13 protein-coding genes are annotated in these 18,839 nt (G+C 69.2%); 3 read left to right on the top strand and 10 right to left on the bottom strand.

From position 1 onward, the window contains the following. Nucleotides 1-6 precede the first annotated feature (6 nt). The 4 genes from MC45_RS08765 to MC45_RS08780 all read right to left on the bottom strand — a co-directional run bounded on the left by MC45_RS08765 (nt 7) and on the right by MC45_RS08780 (nt 8,127). A complete protein-coding gene (locus tag MC45_RS08765) occupies nt 7-4,242 on the bottom strand; it encodes a translocation/assembly module TamB domain-containing protein (RefSeq protein ID WP_038661947.1) in 4,236 nt (1,411 codons plus the stop codon). Further along, complete coding sequence (locus MC45_RS08770; protein WP_038666964.1) at nt 4,242-6,419, bottom strand: BamA/TamA family outer membrane protein; 2,178 nt, start codon at nt 6,417-6,419, stop codon at nt 4,242-4,244. The genes MC45_RS08765 and MC45_RS08770 overlap by 1 nt, the downstream gene beginning before the upstream one ends. A gap of 218 nt (nt 6,420-6,637) precedes the next feature. Beyond that, the gene (gene dapD, locus MC45_RS08775) at nt 6,638-7,465 is read right to left on the bottom strand and encodes a 2,3,4,5-tetrahydropyridine-2,6-dicarboxylate N-succinyltransferase (RefSeq protein ID WP_038661950.1); all 828 of its coding nucleotides are present in this window, start codon (nt 7,463-7,465) and stop codon (nt 6,638-6,640) included. Next, the gene (locus MC45_RS08780; RefSeq protein ID WP_038661953.1) at nt 7,462-8,127 is read right to left on the bottom strand and encodes a pyrimidine 5'-nucleotidase; all 666 of its coding nucleotides are present in this window, start codon (nt 8,125-8,127) and stop codon (nt 7,462-7,464) included. The genes dapD and MC45_RS08780 overlap by 4 nt, the downstream gene beginning before the upstream one ends. 113 nt (nt 8,128-8,240) lie before the next feature. On the opposite strand from MC45_RS08780, the gene MC45_RS08790 reads away from it, so the two are divergent. Both MC45_RS08790 and MC45_RS08795 read left to right on the top strand, forming a co-directional pair. Then, nucleotides 8,241-10,607, top strand: coding sequence for a S8 family peptidase (locus tag MC45_RS08790; protein WP_081974391.1), 2,367 nt, complete (start codon nt 8,241-8,243; stop codon nt 10,605-10,607). 36 nt (nt 10,608-10,643) lie between these two features. After that, nucleotides 10,644-11,642 (top strand): LLM class flavin-dependent oxidoreductase, encoded by a 999-nt coding sequence (locus tag MC45_RS08795; RefSeq protein WP_038661960.1) that lies wholly within the window; start codon nt 10,644-10,646, stop codon nt 11,640-11,642. Here MC45_RS08795 and MC45_RS08800 read toward each other — a convergent pair. The 4 genes from MC45_RS08800 to MC45_RS08815 form a co-directional block, all read right to left on the bottom strand. Next, entirely contained in the window at nt 11,602-12,279 is a 678-nt protein-coding gene (locus MC45_RS08800) for an HPP family protein (protein ID WP_038661963.1), read from the bottom strand. The two genes, MC45_RS08795 and MC45_RS08800, sit on opposite strands and share 41 nt — an antisense overlap. A gap of 334 nt (nt 12,280-12,613) precedes the next feature. After that, the gene (locus MC45_RS08805; RefSeq protein WP_081974392.1) at nt 12,614-14,008 is read right to left on the bottom strand and encodes a sensor histidine kinase; all 1,395 of its coding nucleotides are present in this window, start codon (nt 14,006-14,008) and stop codon (nt 12,614-12,616) included. A gap of 11 nt (nt 14,009-14,019) precedes the next feature. Then, nucleotides 14,020-14,685, bottom strand: a complete 666-nt coding sequence (locus MC45_RS08810) for a response regulator transcription factor (protein WP_037533025.1) — start codon at nt 14,683-14,685, stop codon at nt 14,020-14,022. Nucleotides 14,686-14,694: 9 nt separating this feature from the next. Then, on the bottom strand, nt 14,695-15,003 hold the full coding sequence (locus MC45_RS08815) for a hypothetical protein (protein ID WP_425423965.1): 309 nt from the start codon (nt 15,001-15,003) through the stop codon (nt 14,695-14,697). 136 nt (nt 15,004-15,139) lie between these two features. On the opposite strand from MC45_RS08815, the gene MC45_RS08820 reads away from it, so the two are divergent. After that, the gene (locus tag MC45_RS08820) at nt 15,140-16,918 is read left to right on the top strand and encodes an ABC-F family ATP-binding cassette domain-containing protein (RefSeq protein ID WP_038661968.1); all 1,779 of its coding nucleotides are present in this window, start codon (nt 15,140-15,142) and stop codon (nt 16,916-16,918) included. Here the strand turns inward: MC45_RS08820 and MC45_RS18600 are convergent. Next, entirely contained in the window at nt 16,915-17,928 is a 1,014-nt protein-coding gene (locus MC45_RS18600) for a sensor histidine kinase (RefSeq protein ID WP_156143810.1), read from the bottom strand. The genes MC45_RS08820 and MC45_RS18600 overlap by 4 nt on opposite strands. 63 nt (nt 17,929-17,991) lie before the next feature. Then, the gene (locus MC45_RS08830; RefSeq protein ID WP_038661971.1) at nt 17,992-18,807 is read right to left on the bottom strand and encodes a DUF815 domain-containing protein; all 816 of its coding nucleotides are present in this window, start codon (nt 18,805-18,807) and stop codon (nt 17,992-17,994) included. Nucleotides 18,808-18,839: the final 32 nt, after the last annotated feature.

Genomic DNA, 18,839 nt, shown 5'->3' on the forward strand with positions numbered 1-18,839 from the left:
GCCCCCTCAATAATCCTTCGAATATTTGAGGCGGGCGTCCGAGCCGCCGGCCGAGCCGGTCGAGGTGAGCAGGCTCAACGCCTTGGTGAGCGCGATCTCGAGCTGCGTCGCGGTATAGCCGCGCGCGTCGGTGACGATCTCGACGTAGATGTTGTCGGTCAGGTATTTGCCCGCCGCCAGGCTGGTACCGCGACCGCTCGCCTCGTCGGCACCGAGCACGCGCAGCCGGTCGAATCCGGTCGCCGAGCGCAGCTTGCCGAGCGGGTTGAGCCCGCCGCCACCCGAGCCGCGCAACGAGTTGAGCGCGCTGGCCAATTGCAGTGCCTCGGTCGCCGAGAGGTTCTCGGGGTTGGTGCCGAACAGCAGGCGGCTGAGCACTTCGTCCTGCGGCAGCGCCGGGGTCGAGGTGAAGGCGATCTGCGGCCGCTGGCCGGTGCCGGTGATCGCGATCACCGCGGTGATGCCGTTGACCGTGGTCGACGCCTGGATGTTGATGTCCGGATCGGTGAGCTGGCCGCCACGGAAGCGGATCGTGCCGCGCGTGACGTCGAAGCGCTTGCCGGCGAAGGAATAGGTGCCGCGCACCAGATCCAGCCCGCCGGTGATGACCGGCGCCACCGAGGTCCCGCCGACCTTCAGGTTCATCTCCCACTCGGATTCGAGACCCATGCCCGACACGAACAGCTGGTTGGCGGCGCGGACGGTGAGGTCGAGCTTGATCAGGCTGACCGGCGCCGGCTTGGGCCGGTCGGTCGGCCGCGGCGTCACGATCTGGCTCTTGCGGCGGATGCCGGTGAGTTCGGGAACCTCGGCCGAGCCCTGACGGATGATCTCGTAGCGCGCCTCGGGGATGTTGAGGTTGCCCTGCAACAGGCCACCGTCACGACCGTAAGTGAAGCGGATGTCGCCCGAGGTGGTCGCCGACAGGGCATCGCTCTTGGCGAGCTGCGCATTGTCAAGCTTGGCACGCAGGTCGATCGGGAAGCCGCTCGCCGCGGCGAGGCCGACGCTGCCTTGGGCCTGGACGGTGCCGTTGCCGGCTCGCGCCGACATGCTGGTCAGTTCGAGGCGATCGTTGGTGAAGCGGGCGGCGATCTTCATCTGCGACAGGCGGGTCCCATAGGTCTCGTTGTCATAGGTGAGATTGTCGGCGCGGATCAGGCCGTTGAGCTGCGGCGCGGCGACCCGGCCGGAGAAGTCGGCGGCGACCGCGATCGGCCCGCTGAGCTGCTGGTTGGGCAGCGCGGCGAGGCTGAACAGCACGCCCGACGGGCCGTTGTAGCGGATGCCGCCGGACAGCGGCGCCTGCATCAGCCGCGTCATCCACGAGCCCGCCCCTGGCGGCAGCGGCCGCAGCGTGGCGAGCAAGCGGCCGACGGTGGTCGGTCCCCGCTTGACCAGCGCGCGCGCCTCGCCGCCGTCGGGTACGAGCCGGCCGACGAACTGGACGTCGACGGGCTCGGATACCGCGGCGAGGCCGGTGCGCTGGAAACCGGCGATGGTGACGCGGGCGTCCGCCTGCGGAATCGACGCGCCCTGCTGGCGATAGTCGAGGCTGCCGGTGACCGCGCCGGACACGCCGAGATTGGGGACGAACGCCGACAGCATCGACAGATTGAGCCGGTCGAGCCGTGCCTGCGCCGCGGTGACGCCGCCGCCGAACGACCCGGCGATGCGCGTCGAGCCGGCGGTCGCGCCCTGGCCGAAGTCGATCCGCGTTGCGGCGAGGCGATAGCTGCCGCCCGCCTTGGTGACGTGCGCCGGATTGACGGTGCGGAACGGGATGTTGTTCGCCTGCCCCTGTGCGGCGATCAGATAATCGTCGGGCGACAGGCGGGCGTTGAGCGCGACACGGAGCGGCACGCCGCTGGAACCGGTGAGCAGTGCCTGCGCGGTGCCGCGACCGCCGACATAGTTCACCTTGGCGCGCATCGCCTGGATGACGAAGGCATTGTAGCGCGTGTCGGCGACCTGGACGTCGGCGACCACCTGCGGCGCCTTCGGCGTCATCACGACGCTGGCGTTGACGATCGCGCGGCCGATGGTGAAGTCGGCATAGCCGGGAATGGTGGCGTTATAGGCGCGCGCGGCGACGTCGGCACGCTGATTGCCGCCCTGATCGGCGAGACGGACGTTGCCGGTGATGCCGCGGCCGGCGAATTGCAGCGCGCCGGCGAACGGACCAGCCGGGGTGGCAGCGACACGGCCGCTGCCGACGATGCCGGCGAAGACGAGGCGATTGACGTCGACGGTAAGGCGCGGGCTCGGCCGGACCAGCACGTCGGCGGTGAACGGCCCGTAATTGGTGCCGCCGCTCGCGGTGACCGCATAGGCGCCGCCGCGGCCGACGACGCGGGCGTTGAGATCGACGAGACCGACGCCGACGCCCGGCTTCGACGCGCGCAGCACGACGACGGGTGCATCGGCGCTGCCGGTGACACGCGCGGTGAGCGGACCATATTGCGTCGAATAGGCATCGGCGGATACCGCCACCGCACCGCTTGCCGGATCGAACCGGCCCTCGCCGCGGGTGATGCGGAATTGCGGCGCGTTCATCCGCAGATTGGCGAAGGTGACGATGCCTTCGGGGCTGTAGCCGATGTCGCTGCGCACCACCGCATTGCCGCCGAGGAAGTCGCGCACGCCGCTGTTGAACAGCTGTCTGGTCTGCGCGACGACGCGGCCGGTGATGCCGAAGCCGCCGCGCGCGCCGGGGACGAGCTTGGCGTCGGTCGACAGATCGAGGATGCCGATGCTCTCGAGCCGGTAATTGTTGACGCGGCCCTTGAGCGCGCCGGTGTAGCGGCCGGTCGCGGTATTGGCGACGACGATCGCGGTGGCGTCGATATTGTCTGAGCGGATGCGCAGATTGTCGGACAGGATATTGGGCATCGAAATGGCGAAATCGCCCTGGATGCGGACGTTGTTCGTCAACCCGCCGACCGCGGCATTGAGCCCGGTGACGCGGCGCGCGCGGGCATTGACCGGCACGAGGATGCGGTCGCTGTTCACCCGCGCCAGCCCCTCGGCATAGACGTTCTCGACCGTCGTCGTGCCGAAGCCCAGAGCGGCGGCGTTGATCTTGTAGTTCACCGTCGGCGTCGCGAAGGCGCCGTCGAGCACGACGCGCGCCATCACGTCGCGGCCGCGGACGTTGGGGGCAATCGCGCCTGGGGTGAGCAGTCGCGCATCGACCGCGAAATTGCCGAACCTGCTGTTGGCGAGGTCGATCAAGCCGCCGGCGTCGACCGCCAGCGCGGCCGACTTCAGCCGCAGCCGGGTATCGGCCTTGCGATCGTTGAGCGTGGTGTCGATCGCCAGATCGAGCCGCGGGGCGGTCAGTCGCTCGACCGGGCCCTGCATGTAGAGACCGGGGGTGGCGAAGCCGCGCAGCTCGATATGGCCGTTGCGCGCGTTGACGTTGATATCGGCGAGTTGCCCGCCACCAAGCGTGGCGAGCGCACGGCCCTGCCACGCCTTCCAGCTGCCACGGCCATCGACCGTCGCGGTGAGCGGCGCCTTGAGCGAGCCCATCGTCGCGACGACGCCGCCGACCGGCGCGTCGAGCTTCAGGTTGACGTCGAGCTTGTTCTGGTCGGGAACGGCGTCGAGCTTGAGGTGCAGCGTGTCGCCGCCGGCGACCCCTGCCCCCTTGAGCGCGGCGGCGTCGGTGACGAGCTGCGCGCGGCGGTCGGCGATGTGCACCGCGCCGTCGAGGCGGACGATATGCGTCTGACCGGTCACCGGCTTGGCGATCACCAGCCGGCCGACGTGCAGCCGGTTGACGTCGATGTCGAGATCGGGGAGGAGCGGCGCGTTGGGGTCGCTCGGCGTCTGCTTGAGTTCGGGCTTGCGCGCGAGGGTGACGAGGTCGGTCGAGAGACTGCGCACGTCGACATGGTTGCTGGCGAAGGCGAACGGCCGCCAGTCGACGCTGAGCTTCGGGCTGGTCAGGAAGACGCCCTTGGGGTCTGCGACGCGGACGTCGGACAGCACCATCTGGCCATAGAGCGAACCGTCGATCCGCCCGACCTTGATGTTGAGGCCCGAGGCGGTGGTGTAGCCGCCGATCCGGTTGGCGACGAAGCGGCGGCCCGGATCGGTGTTGATGCCGAGCACCACCACGCCGACGAGCACGACGAGGCCGAGCACGGCGATCAGCAGCCATTTCAGGATGCTCTGCCACAGCGGACGCTTGGTCACGGCCGGAGCGTCGGTCGTTTCGTAATCGGGCTGCGCCATCAGAATGCCTGCCCGATTGAGATGTAGAGCGCGACCTTGCCGTCGCCCGGCCGTGGATTGAGCGGTGTCGCCACGTCGATCCGCATCGGCCCGAAATTGGTGTAGAAGCGGCCGCCGATACCGGCGCCGAACTTCAGATCCGAGCCTTTGGGCAGGCTCGATTCATAGCTGTTGCCGGCATCGAGGAACGGCACGATGCCGAAATTGCCGAAGCGATAGCGCGCTTCCAGTGCGAATTCGTTGAGGCTGCGTCCGCCGACCGGATTGCCCTGCGGATCGAGCGGCCCGAGCCGCTGATAGCCGTAACCGCGCACCGAACCGCCGCCGCCGCCATAATAGCGGCGCGACGGCGCCAGATCGTCGCGATCGATGCCCTGGATCGAACCGACCTTGGCGCGGCCGGCGATCACGAGGCTGGACGAGATCGGATAATAGACCGTGCCTTCGATCATCGTGCGCACGTACGGCCGCACCCCGCCGTTGACCGAGCCCTCCGGGCTGAGGTTGAGGCGCAGGCGATAGCCGCGCGTCGGGTTGAGCAGGCTGTCCGACGTGTCCCATTCGACCTGGCCGGGCAGAGCGACGATGCCGTAGGTCCGGCGGACGGTGTCGCCGCGTGCGAAGTCGTAGACGCTCTCGTTCGTGCCGACGAGCTCGCCGCCGTAATAATAAGTGAAGCGCTTCTGCCAGATCGGCGTCGAGACGCGGCTCCAGCGCGCCGACAGCGTGCCGGTGAAGGCATCGAATGCGTCGTAGCTCTGGTGGACCGCACTGGCGATGGCGGTGAAGGTCTTGTCGCGCTGGCCCGCGTTGGAGCGGCGGAAGGTGCCCGACAGGCCCTGTTCCTGCGTACCGGCGACGACGGTGCCGATCAGCGCGCCCTCCGGCGGGAACAGGTTGCGGTGCGTCCAGCTGCCCTCGGCCTTGAAGCCCTGCCCGGTCGAATAACCGGCGCTGCCGGCGAGGCTGCGCGGCGGCCCTTCGGTCTGGCGGACGAGCAGGTCGATCGCCTCGGTGCCGTCGGCATTGGTGCGGCCGGTGCGCTGCGGCTCGACCGCGACGCTGCGGAACAGGCCGGTGGCGACCAGCGCGTCGCGCAGATCGTCGGTCTTGCGGCTGTCGTAGAGGTCGCCGCTCTTGAAGCGCGGGAAGACGTTGAGATGATCGACGCCGAACACCGGATCGCCGGTGGTGACGAGCTGGCCGAAACTGGATCGCGGACCGGTATCGACCGGCAGCGTATAGGCACCGGTCGCCTGTTCGGCCTGGTCGTCGAGCAGGATGTCGCGCTCGCCGACCTTGACGAAGGGATAGCCCTGTTGCGGCAGGACGAGACTGACGTTCGCCTCGGCGCCCTGGATGCGCGCCGCCTCGATCGGATCGCCGACGCGCAACGGCAGGTTGCGGGTGACGAGGTCCGCCGGGACGACCGGCTGCGTGTCGACCTTGACCGACGACAGGCGATAGAGGCGACCGGGCGTGCCGGTGACCGTCGCCTTCAGACGGCCGGGCTTGTTCGGGTCGGTGCTGGCCGGCGTCTCGATCAGCGAGATCGCGGTCGCGTCATAATAGCCGAGCGACTTCATCAGCCGCACCGCGAGCGCCTCGTCCTCGCGGGCGCGGGCGGCCACCTGCGTCGCGTTGGCGGCCTTGCCCTTGCCTTCCTTGAGGGCGGACAGGCTATTGAACTGGCCGGCGAGATCGAGCTTTTCGAGCCCCTTGAGTTCCGTATCGTACCGGATCTCGGGCGCGTCCTTGTCCTTGATGTCGGCGGCGGTCTGCAACGGCGCGGTATCGAAGGTGTTGAGCGGCTGGAGCGGCTGCGCGAGTTCGGGGTTCTCGGCGGCGGCGGGGGGCAACGTGCCGTCGGCGGCGACGAGCGGTTGCGTCGTCGCGGGGACCGCCGGCGTGCTCGCGGTCGGCGTGCCGGCCTGCTGCGCCGGCATCGGTTCAAGCGGGGCGTTGATGTCGCCGGTCAGTGGCGGCAGGCTGGCGTTGAATTCGCTGTCGGGGACGATCGGCGCATTGGCGTCGGTCGGGGAACCGACGGTCTGCGGATCGGTCTTCGGGGCATCGGGACCGCGCGCAGGAGCGGTGCCTTGCTGCTGGTTGAGTTGCGCCGCCGTCGGCGCCGCAGCGACCAAGGCGATGGCCAGCCAATACTGTCGTCCGGTCAGAACTCGCACGCGTTTCCCGTTCCCCTTTGCGAGAGCGTTCGCGTTCGAATCCACCCCCAAGCTTACCGACAACGTTCCGTAATCGCGTCGGTTGCACCGCAACAGGAAAATAGGTGGCGACGGATCGGGCTTCGACTTCCGTTACAGGGGGTTGGCGTCTGCCGCGTGCCCCCCGCCCCGTCACCCCAGCCTTGCGCCGGGGTGACGATCGCTCCGCCTCAGTCGCGCAGCAGGTCGTTGATGCTGGTCTTGCTGCGGGTCTGCGCGTCGACGCGCTTGACGATCACCGCACAATAGAGGCCGGGCTTGCCGTCGCTGCCGCCGGTCGTGCCGGGGACGACGACCGCATAAGGCGGCACTTCGCCCTTGAAGATTTCGCCGGTGGCGCGGTCGATGATCTTGGTCGAGGCGCCGAGATAGACGCCCATCGACAGGACCGCGCCCTCGCCGACGCGGACCCCTTCCGCCACTTCGGAGCGGGCGCCGATGAACGCGCCGTCGCCGATGATGACGGGGTCGGCCTGCAACGGCTCGAGCACGCCGCCGATGCCGGCGCCGCCCGAAAGGTGGACGTTCCTGCCGATCTGCGCGCAGCTGCCGACGGTCGCCCAGGTGTCGACCATCGTCCCCTCGCCGACGTGCGCGCCGATGTTGACGAAGCTTGGCATCAGGATCGCGCCGGGGGCGACATAGGCGCCGCGGCGTACGACGCTGCCCGGCACCGCGCGGAAGCCGGCAGCACGGAATTCGGCCTCGCTCCAGCCGCTGAACTTGGACGGCACCTTGTCGAACCAATGGCCGGCGCCCGGACCGTTGTCGATCAGCGTGTTGTCGTTGAGGCGGAAGCTGAGCAGTACCGCCTTCTTGAGCCACTGATTGACGCGCCAGCCACCGGCACCGTCGGGCTCGGCGACGCGCGCCTCACCCGCATCGAGCAGCGCCAGCGCGCGATCGACCGCAAGCCGGACCTCGCCGGTGGTGGCGAAGCCGAGCGACGCGCGATCCTCCCACGCGGAATCAATGACGGTGGACAGGTCCTGGCTCATGATGCCTCCATGATATGCTGCAGCCACGACGCGAGATCGTGGACGGTGAAGTCGATGAAATCGCGGCCCTGCTCGGGTCCCTGCTCGGAGCCGTTGTCGATCCAGACGGTGGTCATGCCGATCGCCTTGGCGGGCGCGAGGTTGCGCGCCATGTCCTCGAAGAACACCGCGCGGGTCGGCTCGATCGCCAGTCGCGCACACAGGTTCGCATAGGCCGAGGGATGCGGCTTGGGGACGAGGTCCATCGCGTGGATGTCGTGGATCGCCTCGAACGCCTCGCCGAGGCCGAGCCGGTCGAGCACCTTCAACGCATAGGGTTTGTCGCCGTTGGTGAAGACGAGCTTGCGCCCCGGCAGGCTGGCGATCGCCGCGGCGAGCGGCGCATCCCGTTCGAGCACGTCCATCTCGATATCGTGGACCTCGGCGAGGAAGTCGTGCGGATCGACGTCGTGATCCGCCATCAGCCCGGTCAGCGTCGTGCCGTGGCGGTGGAAATAGTCCTTCTGCACCACCCGCGCCGCATCCCACGGCAGATCGAGCAGCCGCGCGACATAGTCGGTCATGCGTTGATCGATCCGCGCGAACAGGTTGGCGCGCGCCGGATACAGCGTGTTGTCGAGATCGAAGATCCACGTGTCGATCGGGGCGAGCCGGGGGTGCATGGCCGCGGCGTCTAGGCGGCGGCGGCAACGGGTACAAGCAAGCCAAACATTTTCGTTTAACTTTCGCCGCTTATGTCCGTTATAGACACAAAGCGAATCAGGGCGGGCAGGTAATGACGACAAAGACTTGGTTGACGGGCGGCGCCGCCGTGGCGGCGCCGCTGTTTCTCGCTGCCTGCGGTGGCGGCGGTGGCGGCGGGGTGAACAGCGTTCCGGCACCGCCGACCGCGCAGACGCCGGCGCCGACACCGACGCCGATCGTGACGCCGACTCCCGCGCCAGCCCCGACGCCGTCGCCGACCCCGGCACCGACCCCGGCGCCCACGTCGTCCCCGCCGTCCGCCTCCGCGATGACCAGCAACGACACGCCCGAATATCGTGCCGCGGTCGGCGCGGTGTCGATGAACGCGCTGGCCGCCTACAACAAGGGCGCGACCGGGGCCGGCATCAACCTTGCGGTAATCGACAGCGGCATCGACCTGCAAAGCCAGGAATTCAGCGGGCGGCTGTCGAGCGCGTCGCAGGATGTCGCCGGCAATGCGTCGATCGCCGACGAAGGCGGCCATGGGACCGCGGTCGCCTTCGCCGCGGCGGGCCGGCGCAACGGCACGGGATCGCAGGGCGTCGCCTTCGATGCGACGCTCACCGTGCTACGCGCCGACCGTCCGGGCTCTTGCGCGTCGAGCGGCGACGCCGGCGGCGATACCGGCTGCAAGTTCGGCACCGATGCGATCACCAAGGGCGTCGACGCGGCACGGGCCGCCGGCGCGCGCGTCATCAACTTGTCGCTCGGCGGCACGACGATGCCGCAATCGCTGATCGACGCGATCGGCCGCGCCACCGCACGCGGCATCATCGTCGTCATCGCCGCGGGCAACGACGGCAGCGACAATCCCGACGCCTTCACCTCGGTCGCCAGCAGTGCCGCGGCACGCAATCTGGTGATCGTCGCCGGCTCGGTCGGCACCAACGACGTCATCTCCTCCTTCAGCGACAAGGCCGGGACGGGCGCCGCGCATTATCTGACCGCCGTCGGCGAAAAGGTCCGCGCGCCCAACCAGAGCGGCGCGGCCTATCTCTGGTCGGGCACCTCCTTCGCCGCGCCGCAGATCTCCGGCGCGATCGCGCTACTCGCGCAGGCGTTTCCGAACCTCAGCGGCGCGCAGATCGTCGACCTGCTGTTCCGCACCGCGCGCGACGTCGGCGCGGCGGGGGTCGACAGCGTCTACGGCAATGGCGTGCTCGACCTCACCAAGGCGTTCCAGCCGGTCGGCACCACCAGCGTCGCCGGTTCGCACATCGGCGTATCGCTCGCCAGCAACGCGACGCTGTCGGCGCCGATGGGCGATGCGACCGTCGGATCGCTCGGCGCCGTCATCCTCGACAGCTACAACCGCGCCTTCGCGATCGATCTCGCCGGTACGATCGACCGCGCCGGGCCGCAGCCGGTGCTTGCCGGCGTATTGCAGAACCGCCAGCGCAACCTCGCGATGGCGACCGGCGACATGACCGTCTCGCTGACGCTGGCGCCGCGGGCGAACGGCGATATCGCGCTCCAGCGCAGCATGATGACCGACACGCAGGCGACGACGGCGCGCGCCATCGCTGGCGCGGTGACGCAGCGGCTCGGCGAGAAGACGCGCTTCGGCTTCGCCTTTTCACAGGCCAGCGGCATGATCGGCGCGCAGATCGCCGGGCAGACGCAGCCCGCCTTCCTCGTCGCGGGACAGACCGGCCTCGGCTTCGACGGCATTGCCCGCTCCGCCGGCGCGCTGCGCCAGGAGGTCGGCGGCGTCGGCCTGACCGCCACGATCGAGACCGGCGACGTCACCGCGCGACGCGACGCGCTGCTCGCCGGGCTGAGCCCGTATCGCCGCTCCGGCTACGACCGGGTAACGGTGATGGCGGACAAACGCTGGGGCGGGCTGGCGACGACACTGTCGCTGAGCAACCTGCGCGAGGCGGACACGTTACTTGGCGCCCGGTTCGACGGCGGGCTCGGCGCGGCACGGGCGCGGAGCTGGTTCGTCGATATGGATGCCCGCTGGACGATGGGTGCGGGCTGGACGCTGGGCGGATCGTGGCGGCACGGCTGGACCGATGCGGCGCTGCGCGGCGGCATGGCCGGCAGCGGGCGGCTGACCACCGCCGCCTTCGCCGCGGATGTCGGCAAGAACGGCGTGTTCGGCCGCGACAGTTTCGGCCTGCGGATCGCGCAGCCGCTGCGCGTCGCACGCGGCGGCATCGATTATCGCCTGCCGACCAATTACGATTATGCGACGCTGACCGTCACCGACTGGACGATGCAGCGGCTCAACCTGGCACCGCAGGGCCGCGAGATCGACGTCGAGGCGCGCTATCGCGTGCTGCTCGGCCGCGGCGATCTCCAGACAAATCTATTCTGGCGGCGCGACCCGGGCAATTACGCCGCCCTGCCCGCGGACGTCGGCGGAGCGCTGCGCTACACGATCGGCTTCTAATTGCAGCAACGGGGGCGCGTCCCCATCTGCTGTGGCATGACACGCTTCTCCCTGCTCGATCTGGTGCCCGTCGTCGAAGGCGGCACCGTGGCGCAATCGCTGGCCAATGCCGCCGACCTCGCGCGGCACGCCGAGACGCTGGGCTACCAGCGCTATTGGGTGGCCGAGCATCATGGCATGCGGGGCATCGCCAGCGCCGCCACCGCGGTGGTGATCGGCTATATCGCCGCCGCGACCAGCCGCATCCGCGTCGGTGCCGGCGGCATCATGCTGCCCAACCACGCCCCGCTGGTGATAGCCGAGCAGTTCGGCACGCTCGACGCGCTGTTCCCCGGCCGGATCGACCTCGGGCTCGGCCGGGCGCCGGGATCGGACCAGCGCGTCGCGCGCGCGATGCGGCGGACGCTGGAGACCGATCCCAACGCCTTCCCGCAGGACGTGATGGAGCTGCAGAGCTATTTCGCCGACGACGGCCGGACGGGCATCGCCGCGACGCCGGGCGCGGGCGCGAACGTGCCGCTGTGGATCCTGGGATCGAGCACCTTCGGCGCGCAGCTCGCCGCGGCGCTGGGCCTGCCCTATGCCTTCGCGTCGCATTTCGCGCCGGATGCGCTCGATGCGGCGCTGGCGATCTACCGCCGCGACTTCCGCCCCTCGGCGCAGCTCGCCAAGCCGCATGCGATGGCGGGCTTCAACGTCTTCGCCGCCGAGACCGACGAGGAGGCCGAATTGCTCGCGAGTTCGCAGCAGCAGTCGTTCGTCGCGCTGCGCACCGGCAACCCGCGCCAGCTGCCGCCGCCGGTCGCCGGCTATCGTGCCGGGCTCGGCGCGCAGGGAGCGTCGATCCTCGACCATGTGCTGCAATGTTCCGCGGTGGGCTCGCCCGCAACGGTGGCACGGCAGACCGCGGCGTTCATCGAGCGGACCGGGGTGGACGAGGTGATGGTCGCCAGCGCGATCTACGACCACGAGGCGCGCAAGCGCAGTCTGGCGATCACCGCCGAGGTGATGAGCGGGCTGACCGTTCCCGCCTGAGCGCGGCGTGGCGCGCCGCCGCGTCGAGCAGCGCGTCGAGGTCTTCGCGCGCGATGTCGAAGCTCTCGTGCATGTCGGCGAGCGCGGCGTCGATGTCCGCCGCCGCGAACGGCGAGGGTGTCGGCACCGGCGCGGCGGGTCGATGCGGATAGACATGACGCGACAGGCGATGGAAGAGCATGCCGGCGAGGACGAGCAGCGCCGAGTCCAGCCCGACCGGCAGCCAGGGGTACAGCCAGCCGTCGGGCAGATGGCCGGCGGCGAGCACGACACCGAGTGCGACCGCGCCGCCCGGCGGATGCAGGCAGCGCAGCAGCGACATCACCACGATCGCGCCGCCGACCGCGAGGGCCGCCGCGGCGACGGGCGTGGCCACGCATTGCGCGACCAGCAGGCCCCATAGCGCCGACAGCAGATTGCCGCCGATCACCGGCCAGGGCTGCGCGAGTGGGCTCGCCGGTACGGCGAAGACCAGCACGGCACTCGCTCCGATCGGCGCCACCAGCAGCGGCAACGATCCCTCTCCGGCGAGGACGGCGGCAAGGACGCCGGTCAGCGCGATGCCGAACGTCGCCCCGACGCCGGCGAGCAGCCGGTCGCGCAGCACCGCGCCGGCGAGGATCGGACGGAAGATCATGCGCCGCGCGGTAGCGACTGCGGCGACCGTGGCAAGACCGCCGCTTTATCCTGTTGAGGAAGAACGAACCCGGATCGGCTCGGACTGGCTTCGGCGTGTTTCAGGCCGTTCTCCTCGCCGCGGCGTGGACCTTGGAACCAGTCGAGCCCTCTGTGAAAACCGGTTCGTGACCTACCAAGCGTGCACCCCGGCGAAGGCCGGGGCCCAGTTGGGAAGCCGTCGTAAGTTATAACAGACCTTCACCCAGCTGGACCCCGGCCTTCGCCGGGGTACATTAAGTGTTTTGCAGAGGTCACGCCCCAGTCCGGGGGGGGGACGAACCAACCGCGTCCTCTCAACCCGCCGCGGGCAGGCGCAGCCGGACCATCAGGCCGCCGAGATCCTCGCTCTCCTCGAGACTGACCGTGCCGCCGTAGATCTCCGCGACGTCGCGGACGATCGCGAGGCCGAGCCCGGTCCCCGGCTTGCCGGTGTCCAGCCGCACGCCGCGGTCGAAGATGCGCACCCGGTCTTCCTCGGGGATGCCCAAGCCGTCGTCCTCGATCAGCAGTTCGACGAAACCGGCCTCGGCGCCAACGGTGACGAAGACGCTGCCGCCGCCGTATTTGGCGGCATTCTCGATCAGATTGCCGAGCATCTCGTCTAGGTCCTGGCGCTCGACATGGACCTGCAGGTCGCGGGGTCCGGCGACGTCGATGCGGACGTGCCGATAGAGACGGCCGACCGCACGCTCGACCGATTCGAGGCTCGGCCACACCTCGGCGCGGCTGTGCGCGGAGCCGCGGCGGCCGACGGCGCGGGCGCGGGCGAGGTGATGGTCGACCTGCCGCCGCATCGTCCGCGCCTCGCGGATCACCGTATCGGCGAGATCGTCCGATTGCGCGGTGGCGGCGTTCATGATGACGGTGAGCGGCGTCTTGAGCGCGTGAGCGAGGTTGCCGGCGTGGCGCCGCGCCTCCTCCGCCTGCCGTTCGTTATGCTCGATCAGCGCGTTCAATTCCTCGACCATCGGCGCGACCTCGTCGGGCATCGCGGTGGAGATGCGGTTCGACTGGCCGGCGCGCATCCGCGCGATCTCATCGCGCACCCGGCGCAGCGGCCAGAGGCCGTAGAAGGTCTGCAGCCAGACGAGCACGATTAGCCCGAGCCCGAGCAGCGCGAAGCTGCGGATCAGCGTCCGGCGCAGAACGGCGATCTGGGCATCCAGCGCGCGTCGGTCCTGAGCGACCTGAAACCGCCAGTGGATCCTCGACTTGGGCAGCTGCGCGTCCCGCTCGACGATCCGCAAGGTGCCATCGGCGAATTGATCGCTGTCATAGATGTGAACGCCGCGATCGACGTGTCCGCTGCCGAACTTCAGCCGTCTGTCCCAAAGCGATCTCGAGCTGAAGAACGTATCCTTGCCGGCGCTGCCCGGTGCCGACACCTGCCAGTACAATCCGGAATAGGGCTCCAGAAAACGGGGATCGGCTGCCGCCTCCCGGCTGAAGATCACCTCGCCTTCGGGGCCGATCTCGGATGAGGCGATCAGCGACCGGAGCACATATTGCATCTGGTCATCGAAGTTCTTCGTCACCGCATTGGCGAGCACGCGGTCGAGCGCGAAGCCGCCGCCGAAAAGCAGGAGGCCGATCCATGCCGCGGCGATCAGGATGATCCGCCGCGACAGCGATCCCGTCGTCGCCGCACGTTGGCGCGGCGGAGCTTCGGCGAGCGGCGGAGTGTCCATCGGTCGGGCGATCAGGCGTCGGGATCTTCGAGGCTGTAGCCGAGACCGCGGATCGTGGTGATGACGTCCTGTCCAAGCTTCTTGCGGATGCGCGTCACGAACACCTCGATCGTGTTCGAATCGCGATCGAAATCCTGATCGTAGATATGTTCGATCAGCTCGGTGCGGCTGACCACCTTGCCCTTGTGGTGGAGCAGGTAGCTGAGCAGCTTGTATTCCTGCGCGGTGAGCTTGACCGGCTCGCCGGCCTTGGTGACCTTGCCCGAGCGGGTGTCGAGGCGGACGTCGCCCGCGGTCAGTTCCGACGAGGCATTGCCCGAGGCGCGGCGGATCAGCGCGCGCAGACGGGCGATCAGCTCCTCGGTCTGGAACGGCTTGGCGACGTAATCATCGGCGCCGGCGTCGAGCCCCGCCACTTTGTCCGACCAACTGTCGCGCGCGGTGAGGACGAGGACGGGCATTGTCTTGCCCTCCTTGCGCCAGCGGTCGAGCACGGTCAGCCCGTCGATCTCCGGCAGGCCGAGGTCGAGCACGATCGCGTCGTAATTCTCGGTCGAGCCGAGGAAATGCCCTTCCTCGCCGTCGGTGGCGAGATCGATGGCATAGCCCGCGCCTTCGAGGGTGTTCTTGAGCTGCTGGCCGAGATTCGGCTCGTCCTCGACGATCAGAACGCGCATGTGATCCCCTTAATTTCCGGTGCGGCCGATGATCTGGCCCGAGCGGCCATCGACATCGACCCAGACGACGACGCCATCGCGCATGAATTTCAGCGTGTAAACCGCGGTGCTGAAATCGAGGTCGAAGCCGAGATATTCATAGCCTTTCATCGTCGGGATGACGCGGGCCTCGATCGCGCGCGGCGAGAGCACCTCGCCCTTGCGGCGGGCGTCATAGGCGCGCGCCTGATCGCTGCGACGCTGGTCCGGTGCCTGCGCGACGGCGGGAGACATTGCGGCGACCATCGCGAATAACATGAGGGGCACGACCATCTTCATGAGGACTGGCATAGGCGGAAGGCATTGAACAGCCTGTGAATGGAGCAGTCGCAAAGCATTGGGAGCGATGCTGGTTCCCGGTGACGGGCGCGGGCGCGCTTGCCGCGGGCGCTCCGGCCCCCTACCTGCGCCGGCCATGGCTGCCCCAATCCTTGCGTACGAAGACCTTGGCGTGATCCAGGGCCATGGCTGGCTGTTCCGCCACCTCGACATCCACATCGGCGCGCGCGACCGGCTGGCGCTGATCGGGCGCAACGGCGCGGGCAAGACGACCCTGCTCAAACTGATCGGCGGGCTGATCGACAGCGACGAAGGCCGGCGCGTCATCGTGCCCGGCACCCGCGTCGTGCTGCTCGAACAGGAGCCGAGCCTCGCCGGCTGCGCAACGCTCGCCGATTACGTGCTCGGCGGCACCGATGCGCCCGAGCGGCACGAGGCCGATGCGATCGCCGACCAGCTCGGCATCGACCTGTCACGCGAATCCACCTCGGCTTCGGGCGGCGAGCGGCGGCGCGCGGCGATCGTCCGCGCGCTGGCGCAGGACCCCGACGTGCTGCTGCTCGACGAGCCGACCAACCATCTCGACATCGCCGCGATCGACTGGCTGGAGGACTGGCTGGGCCGCTTCCGCGGCGCGTTCGTCGTCATCAGCCACGATCGTACCTTCCTCACCCGGCTGACCAAGCAGACCCTGTGGATGGACCGCGGCTCGATCCGCCGCGCCGAGATCGGTTTCGGCGGCTTCGAGGCATGGACCGAACAGGTCTATGCCGAGGAGGAGCGCAACGCGCAGCGGCTCGACGCCAAGCTCAAGATCGAGGAGCATTGGTTGCAGCGCGGCGTCACCGGCCGGCGGCGGCGCAATCAGGGGCGGCTCGCCAAGCTCAAGGACATGCGCGCCGAGCGCGCCGCGATGATGGGGCCGCAGGGCTCGGCGAACCTCGTCACGGCGTCCGACGACAGCAAGACCAAGGTGGTCATCGACGTCAAGCACGCCACCAAGAGCTATGGTGACCGCACCATCATCCGCGACCTCAACCTGCGCGTGACGCGCGGCGACCGGATCGGCATCGTCGGGCGCAACGGCGCGGGCAAGACGACGCTGCTCAAGCTGCTGACCGGCGAGTTGCAGCCCGACCAGGGCGAGGTGAAGCTCGCCAAGACGCTGGACGGCGTCATCATCGACCAGCAGCGCAGCCTGATGGCACCGACCAAGACGGTGCGCGAGGTGCTGGCGGACGGCGGCGACTGGATCGACGTGCTGGGCGTGCGCAAGCATATCCACGGCTATCTCAAGGAGTTCCTGTTCGATCCCAGCCTTGCGGAGGCGAAGGTTGGCACGCTGTCGGGCGGCGAGCGCTCGCGGCTGCTGCTGGCGCGCGAGTTCGCACGCGAATCGAACCTGCTGGTGCTCGACGAGCCGACCAACGACCTCGATCTCGAGACGCTCGACCTGTTGCAGGAGGTGATCGCCGATTACGGCGGCACGGTGCTGATCGTCAGCCACGATCGCGACTTCCTCGACCGGACGGTGACGGTGACGTTGGGGCTCGACGGTTCCGGGACGGTCGATGTCGTCGCCGGCGGCTATGAGGATTGGGAGCGGCAGCGCAAGAAGCCCGCCGAGGCGAGGAAAGCCGCCGCACCCAAGGCCGCCCCCCCTCCCCCGGCGCAGCCGAAGACCAAGCTGACCTACAAGGACCAGCGCGACTACGACCAACTGCCGGCGCGGATCGAGGCGATCGATGCGGCGATCGCGCGCGACGAGGCGCTGCTCGCCGATCCCGCGCTATACGTGCGCGATCCCAAGCGCTTCGCCGCGCTGACCGCGGCGATCGATGCGGCGCGGGAGGAGAAGGACGCCGCCGAGATGCGCTGGCTGGAACTCGCCGAACAGGTCGAGGGGCTCGGCTAGGCCGGCAGGTCCATCGTCACCGTGGTGCCGTCCGGGCCACTCTCGGTGGCGAGCGTGCCGCCCGCCTGGCGCGCGAACGCGGGGATGAGGCGCGAGCCCAGGCCGTGGTCGATGCCGGTCGGCGCGGCGGCGGCGGGCATGCCGACGCCGTCGTCGCTGACGATCAGCGTGCAGCCGCCGGGCCGCTGCCGGAAGCCGACGGTGATCGTGCCGCCGGCCCGGCCGCCGAAGGCATGTTTGGCGGCGTTGGTGACCAGCTCGTTGACGACGAGGCCGATCGACACCGCGCGGTCGCGCGGCACTTCGACCTCGTCGCTCGAACAGACCAGCGAGATGCCGCCGCGCAGCAGCAGCGCGTCCGACAGCGCCGAGCAGAGATCGCCGAGATAGCCGCGCATCTGCACCGCATCGCCCTGCCCGGCGCCGCGGTACAGGTGGCGGTGGGCCCGTGCGATGCTCTCGACGCGGTTGAGCGCGGCGCCGAGCGCCTCCGCCGCATCGCCGTCGGACCGGCGACGCTGGATGTCGAGGATCGACGTGACGATCGCGAAATTGTTCTTCATGCGATGGTCGATCTCCTGCAGCAGCAGGTCGCGATCGGCGATCTCCTGATCCCGCTCCATCGTCGCGCGCCGAACCGCACGGCGGAACAGTTCGGCGGTGGCGACCGTGATCACCGCCGCGACGACGATGAAGCCGAGCGTCACCGCGGCATTGCGATCTGGGATGCGGAACCCCGCGGTGGCGGGAAACGCATAGGCCCAGGCGTAGAAGATGCCGACCAATCCGGAGAGCGCGCCGGCTGGCCAGCGCGCGAACAAGGTCGCGAGCATCATCGCCGGAAAGCACAAGGCGAAGGGCGCGCCATCCCCGACGGTCAATCGATCGAGCGCGGTGTAGAACAAGATCGCGGTCGCCGCGGTGAACAGCCCGACCGACACCTGCGTCACGGCCCGCGGCACCGCAGGCGCGAGGCGTATAGTCAGATCGAGTTCACTCAGCCGCGACACACGCGGACTGAGCCGTTACGGCTCTATGCTGTCAAGCACTTTGCCCCATGATTGACAAAGCTTTTACCTGATCTCGCGCAAGCTTCGCCCTGCCCGGCCGGCAAGCTCGGTAACATATTGCCACGCGACCCGGCCCGACCGGCTGCCGCGACGCGTCGCCCAGTTGATCGCTTCCGCCGCGTCGAACGGCAATTCGTATCGCGCCGCATAAGCCGCGACGATCGCGCAATAATCGTCCTGATCGAGCGCGTGGAAGCCGAGGCTGAGGCCGAACCGGTCGGCAAGGGCGAGCTGGTCGTCGATACTGTCGCGCGGGTTGATCGCACCATCTTGTTCCGCGATGTCACGCACCACGAGATGGCGGCGGTTGGCGGTGACCAGCAGCCGCACGTTGTCCGGACGCGCCTCCGCACCGCCTTCCAGCAGGGAGCGCAACATGCGCGCCTCGGCGGGCAAATCGATGCCGAGGTCGTCGAGGAACAAGGCGAACGCACGCGGGATCGGCGCGAGCAGCGTGAACAGCTGCGGCAGCGTGTCGAGCGCGGCGACCTCGACCAGCGCGATCCCGCCGCCCTCGCCCTGCACCGCGCCGATCGCGGCCTTGACCAGCGCCGACTTGCCGGTGCCGCGCGCGCCCCACAGCAGCACGTCCTGCGCCGCGGCACCGGCGGCGAGGCGGCGCAGATTCTCGACCAAAGCGTCGCGCTGGCGGTCGACGCGGATCAGCAGGTCGAGCGGCAGCGGCGTGAAGGCACGCGCGGCGACCAGCGCGCCGTCGCGCCAGACGTAAGCGGGGTGCGCCTGCGGATCGTCGCTGGCGGGCGGCGGCGGAGCGAGGCGGTCGAGCGCCGCGGCGATACGGTCCAGGGGATCGGTCATGCCGCGGTGATGACCGCGCCACTCCGTCGGCG

Source organism: Sphingomonas taxi, assembly GCF_000764535.1.
Taxonomy (GTDB): Bacteria; Pseudomonadota; Alphaproteobacteria; order Sphingomonadales; family Sphingomonadaceae; genus Sphingomonas; species Sphingomonas taxi.

Coding starts and splice junctions, on each gene's coding strand:
- MC45_RS08780 (WP_038661953.1), bottom strand. CDS start 8,127: ATGCACCCCCGGCTCGCCCCGATCGACACGTGGATCTTCGATCTCGAC.
- MC45_RS08800 (WP_038661963.1), bottom strand. CDS start 12,279: ATGATCTTCCGTCCGATCCTCGCCGGCGCGGTGCTGCGCGACCGGCTG.
- MC45_RS08810 (WP_037533025.1), bottom strand. CDS start 14,685: ATGCGCGTTCTGATCGTCGAGGACGAGCCGAATCTCGGCCAGCAGCTC.
- MC45_RS08795 (WP_038661960.1), top strand. CDS start 10,644: ATGACACGCTTCTCCCTGCTCGATCTGGTGCCCGTCGTCGAAGGCGGC.
- MC45_RS08805 (WP_081974392.1), bottom strand. CDS start 14,008: ATGGACACTCCGCCGCTCGCCGAAGCTCCGCCGCGCCAACGTGCGGCG.
- MC45_RS08830 (WP_038661971.1), bottom strand. CDS start 18,807: ATGACCGATCCCCTGGACCGTATCGCCGCGGCGCTCGACCGCCTCGCT.
- MC45_RS08765 (WP_038661947.1), bottom strand. CDS start 4,242: ATGGCGCAGCCCGATTACGAAACGACCGACGCTCCGGCCGTGACCAAG.
- MC45_RS08790 (WP_081974391.1), top strand. CDS start 8,241: ATGACGACAAAGACTTGGTTGACGGGCGGCGCCGCCGTGGCGGCGCCG.
- dapD (WP_038661950.1), bottom strand. CDS start 7,465: ATGAGCCAGGACCTGTCCACCGTCATTGATTCCGCGTGGGAGGATCGC.
- MC45_RS08815 (WP_425423965.1), bottom strand. CDS start 15,003: ATGAAGATGGTCGTGCCCCTCATGTTATTCGCGATGGTCGCCGCAATG.
- MC45_RS08820 (WP_038661968.1), top strand. CDS start 15,140: ATGGCTGCCCCAATCCTTGCGTACGAAGACCTTGGCGTGATCCAGGGC.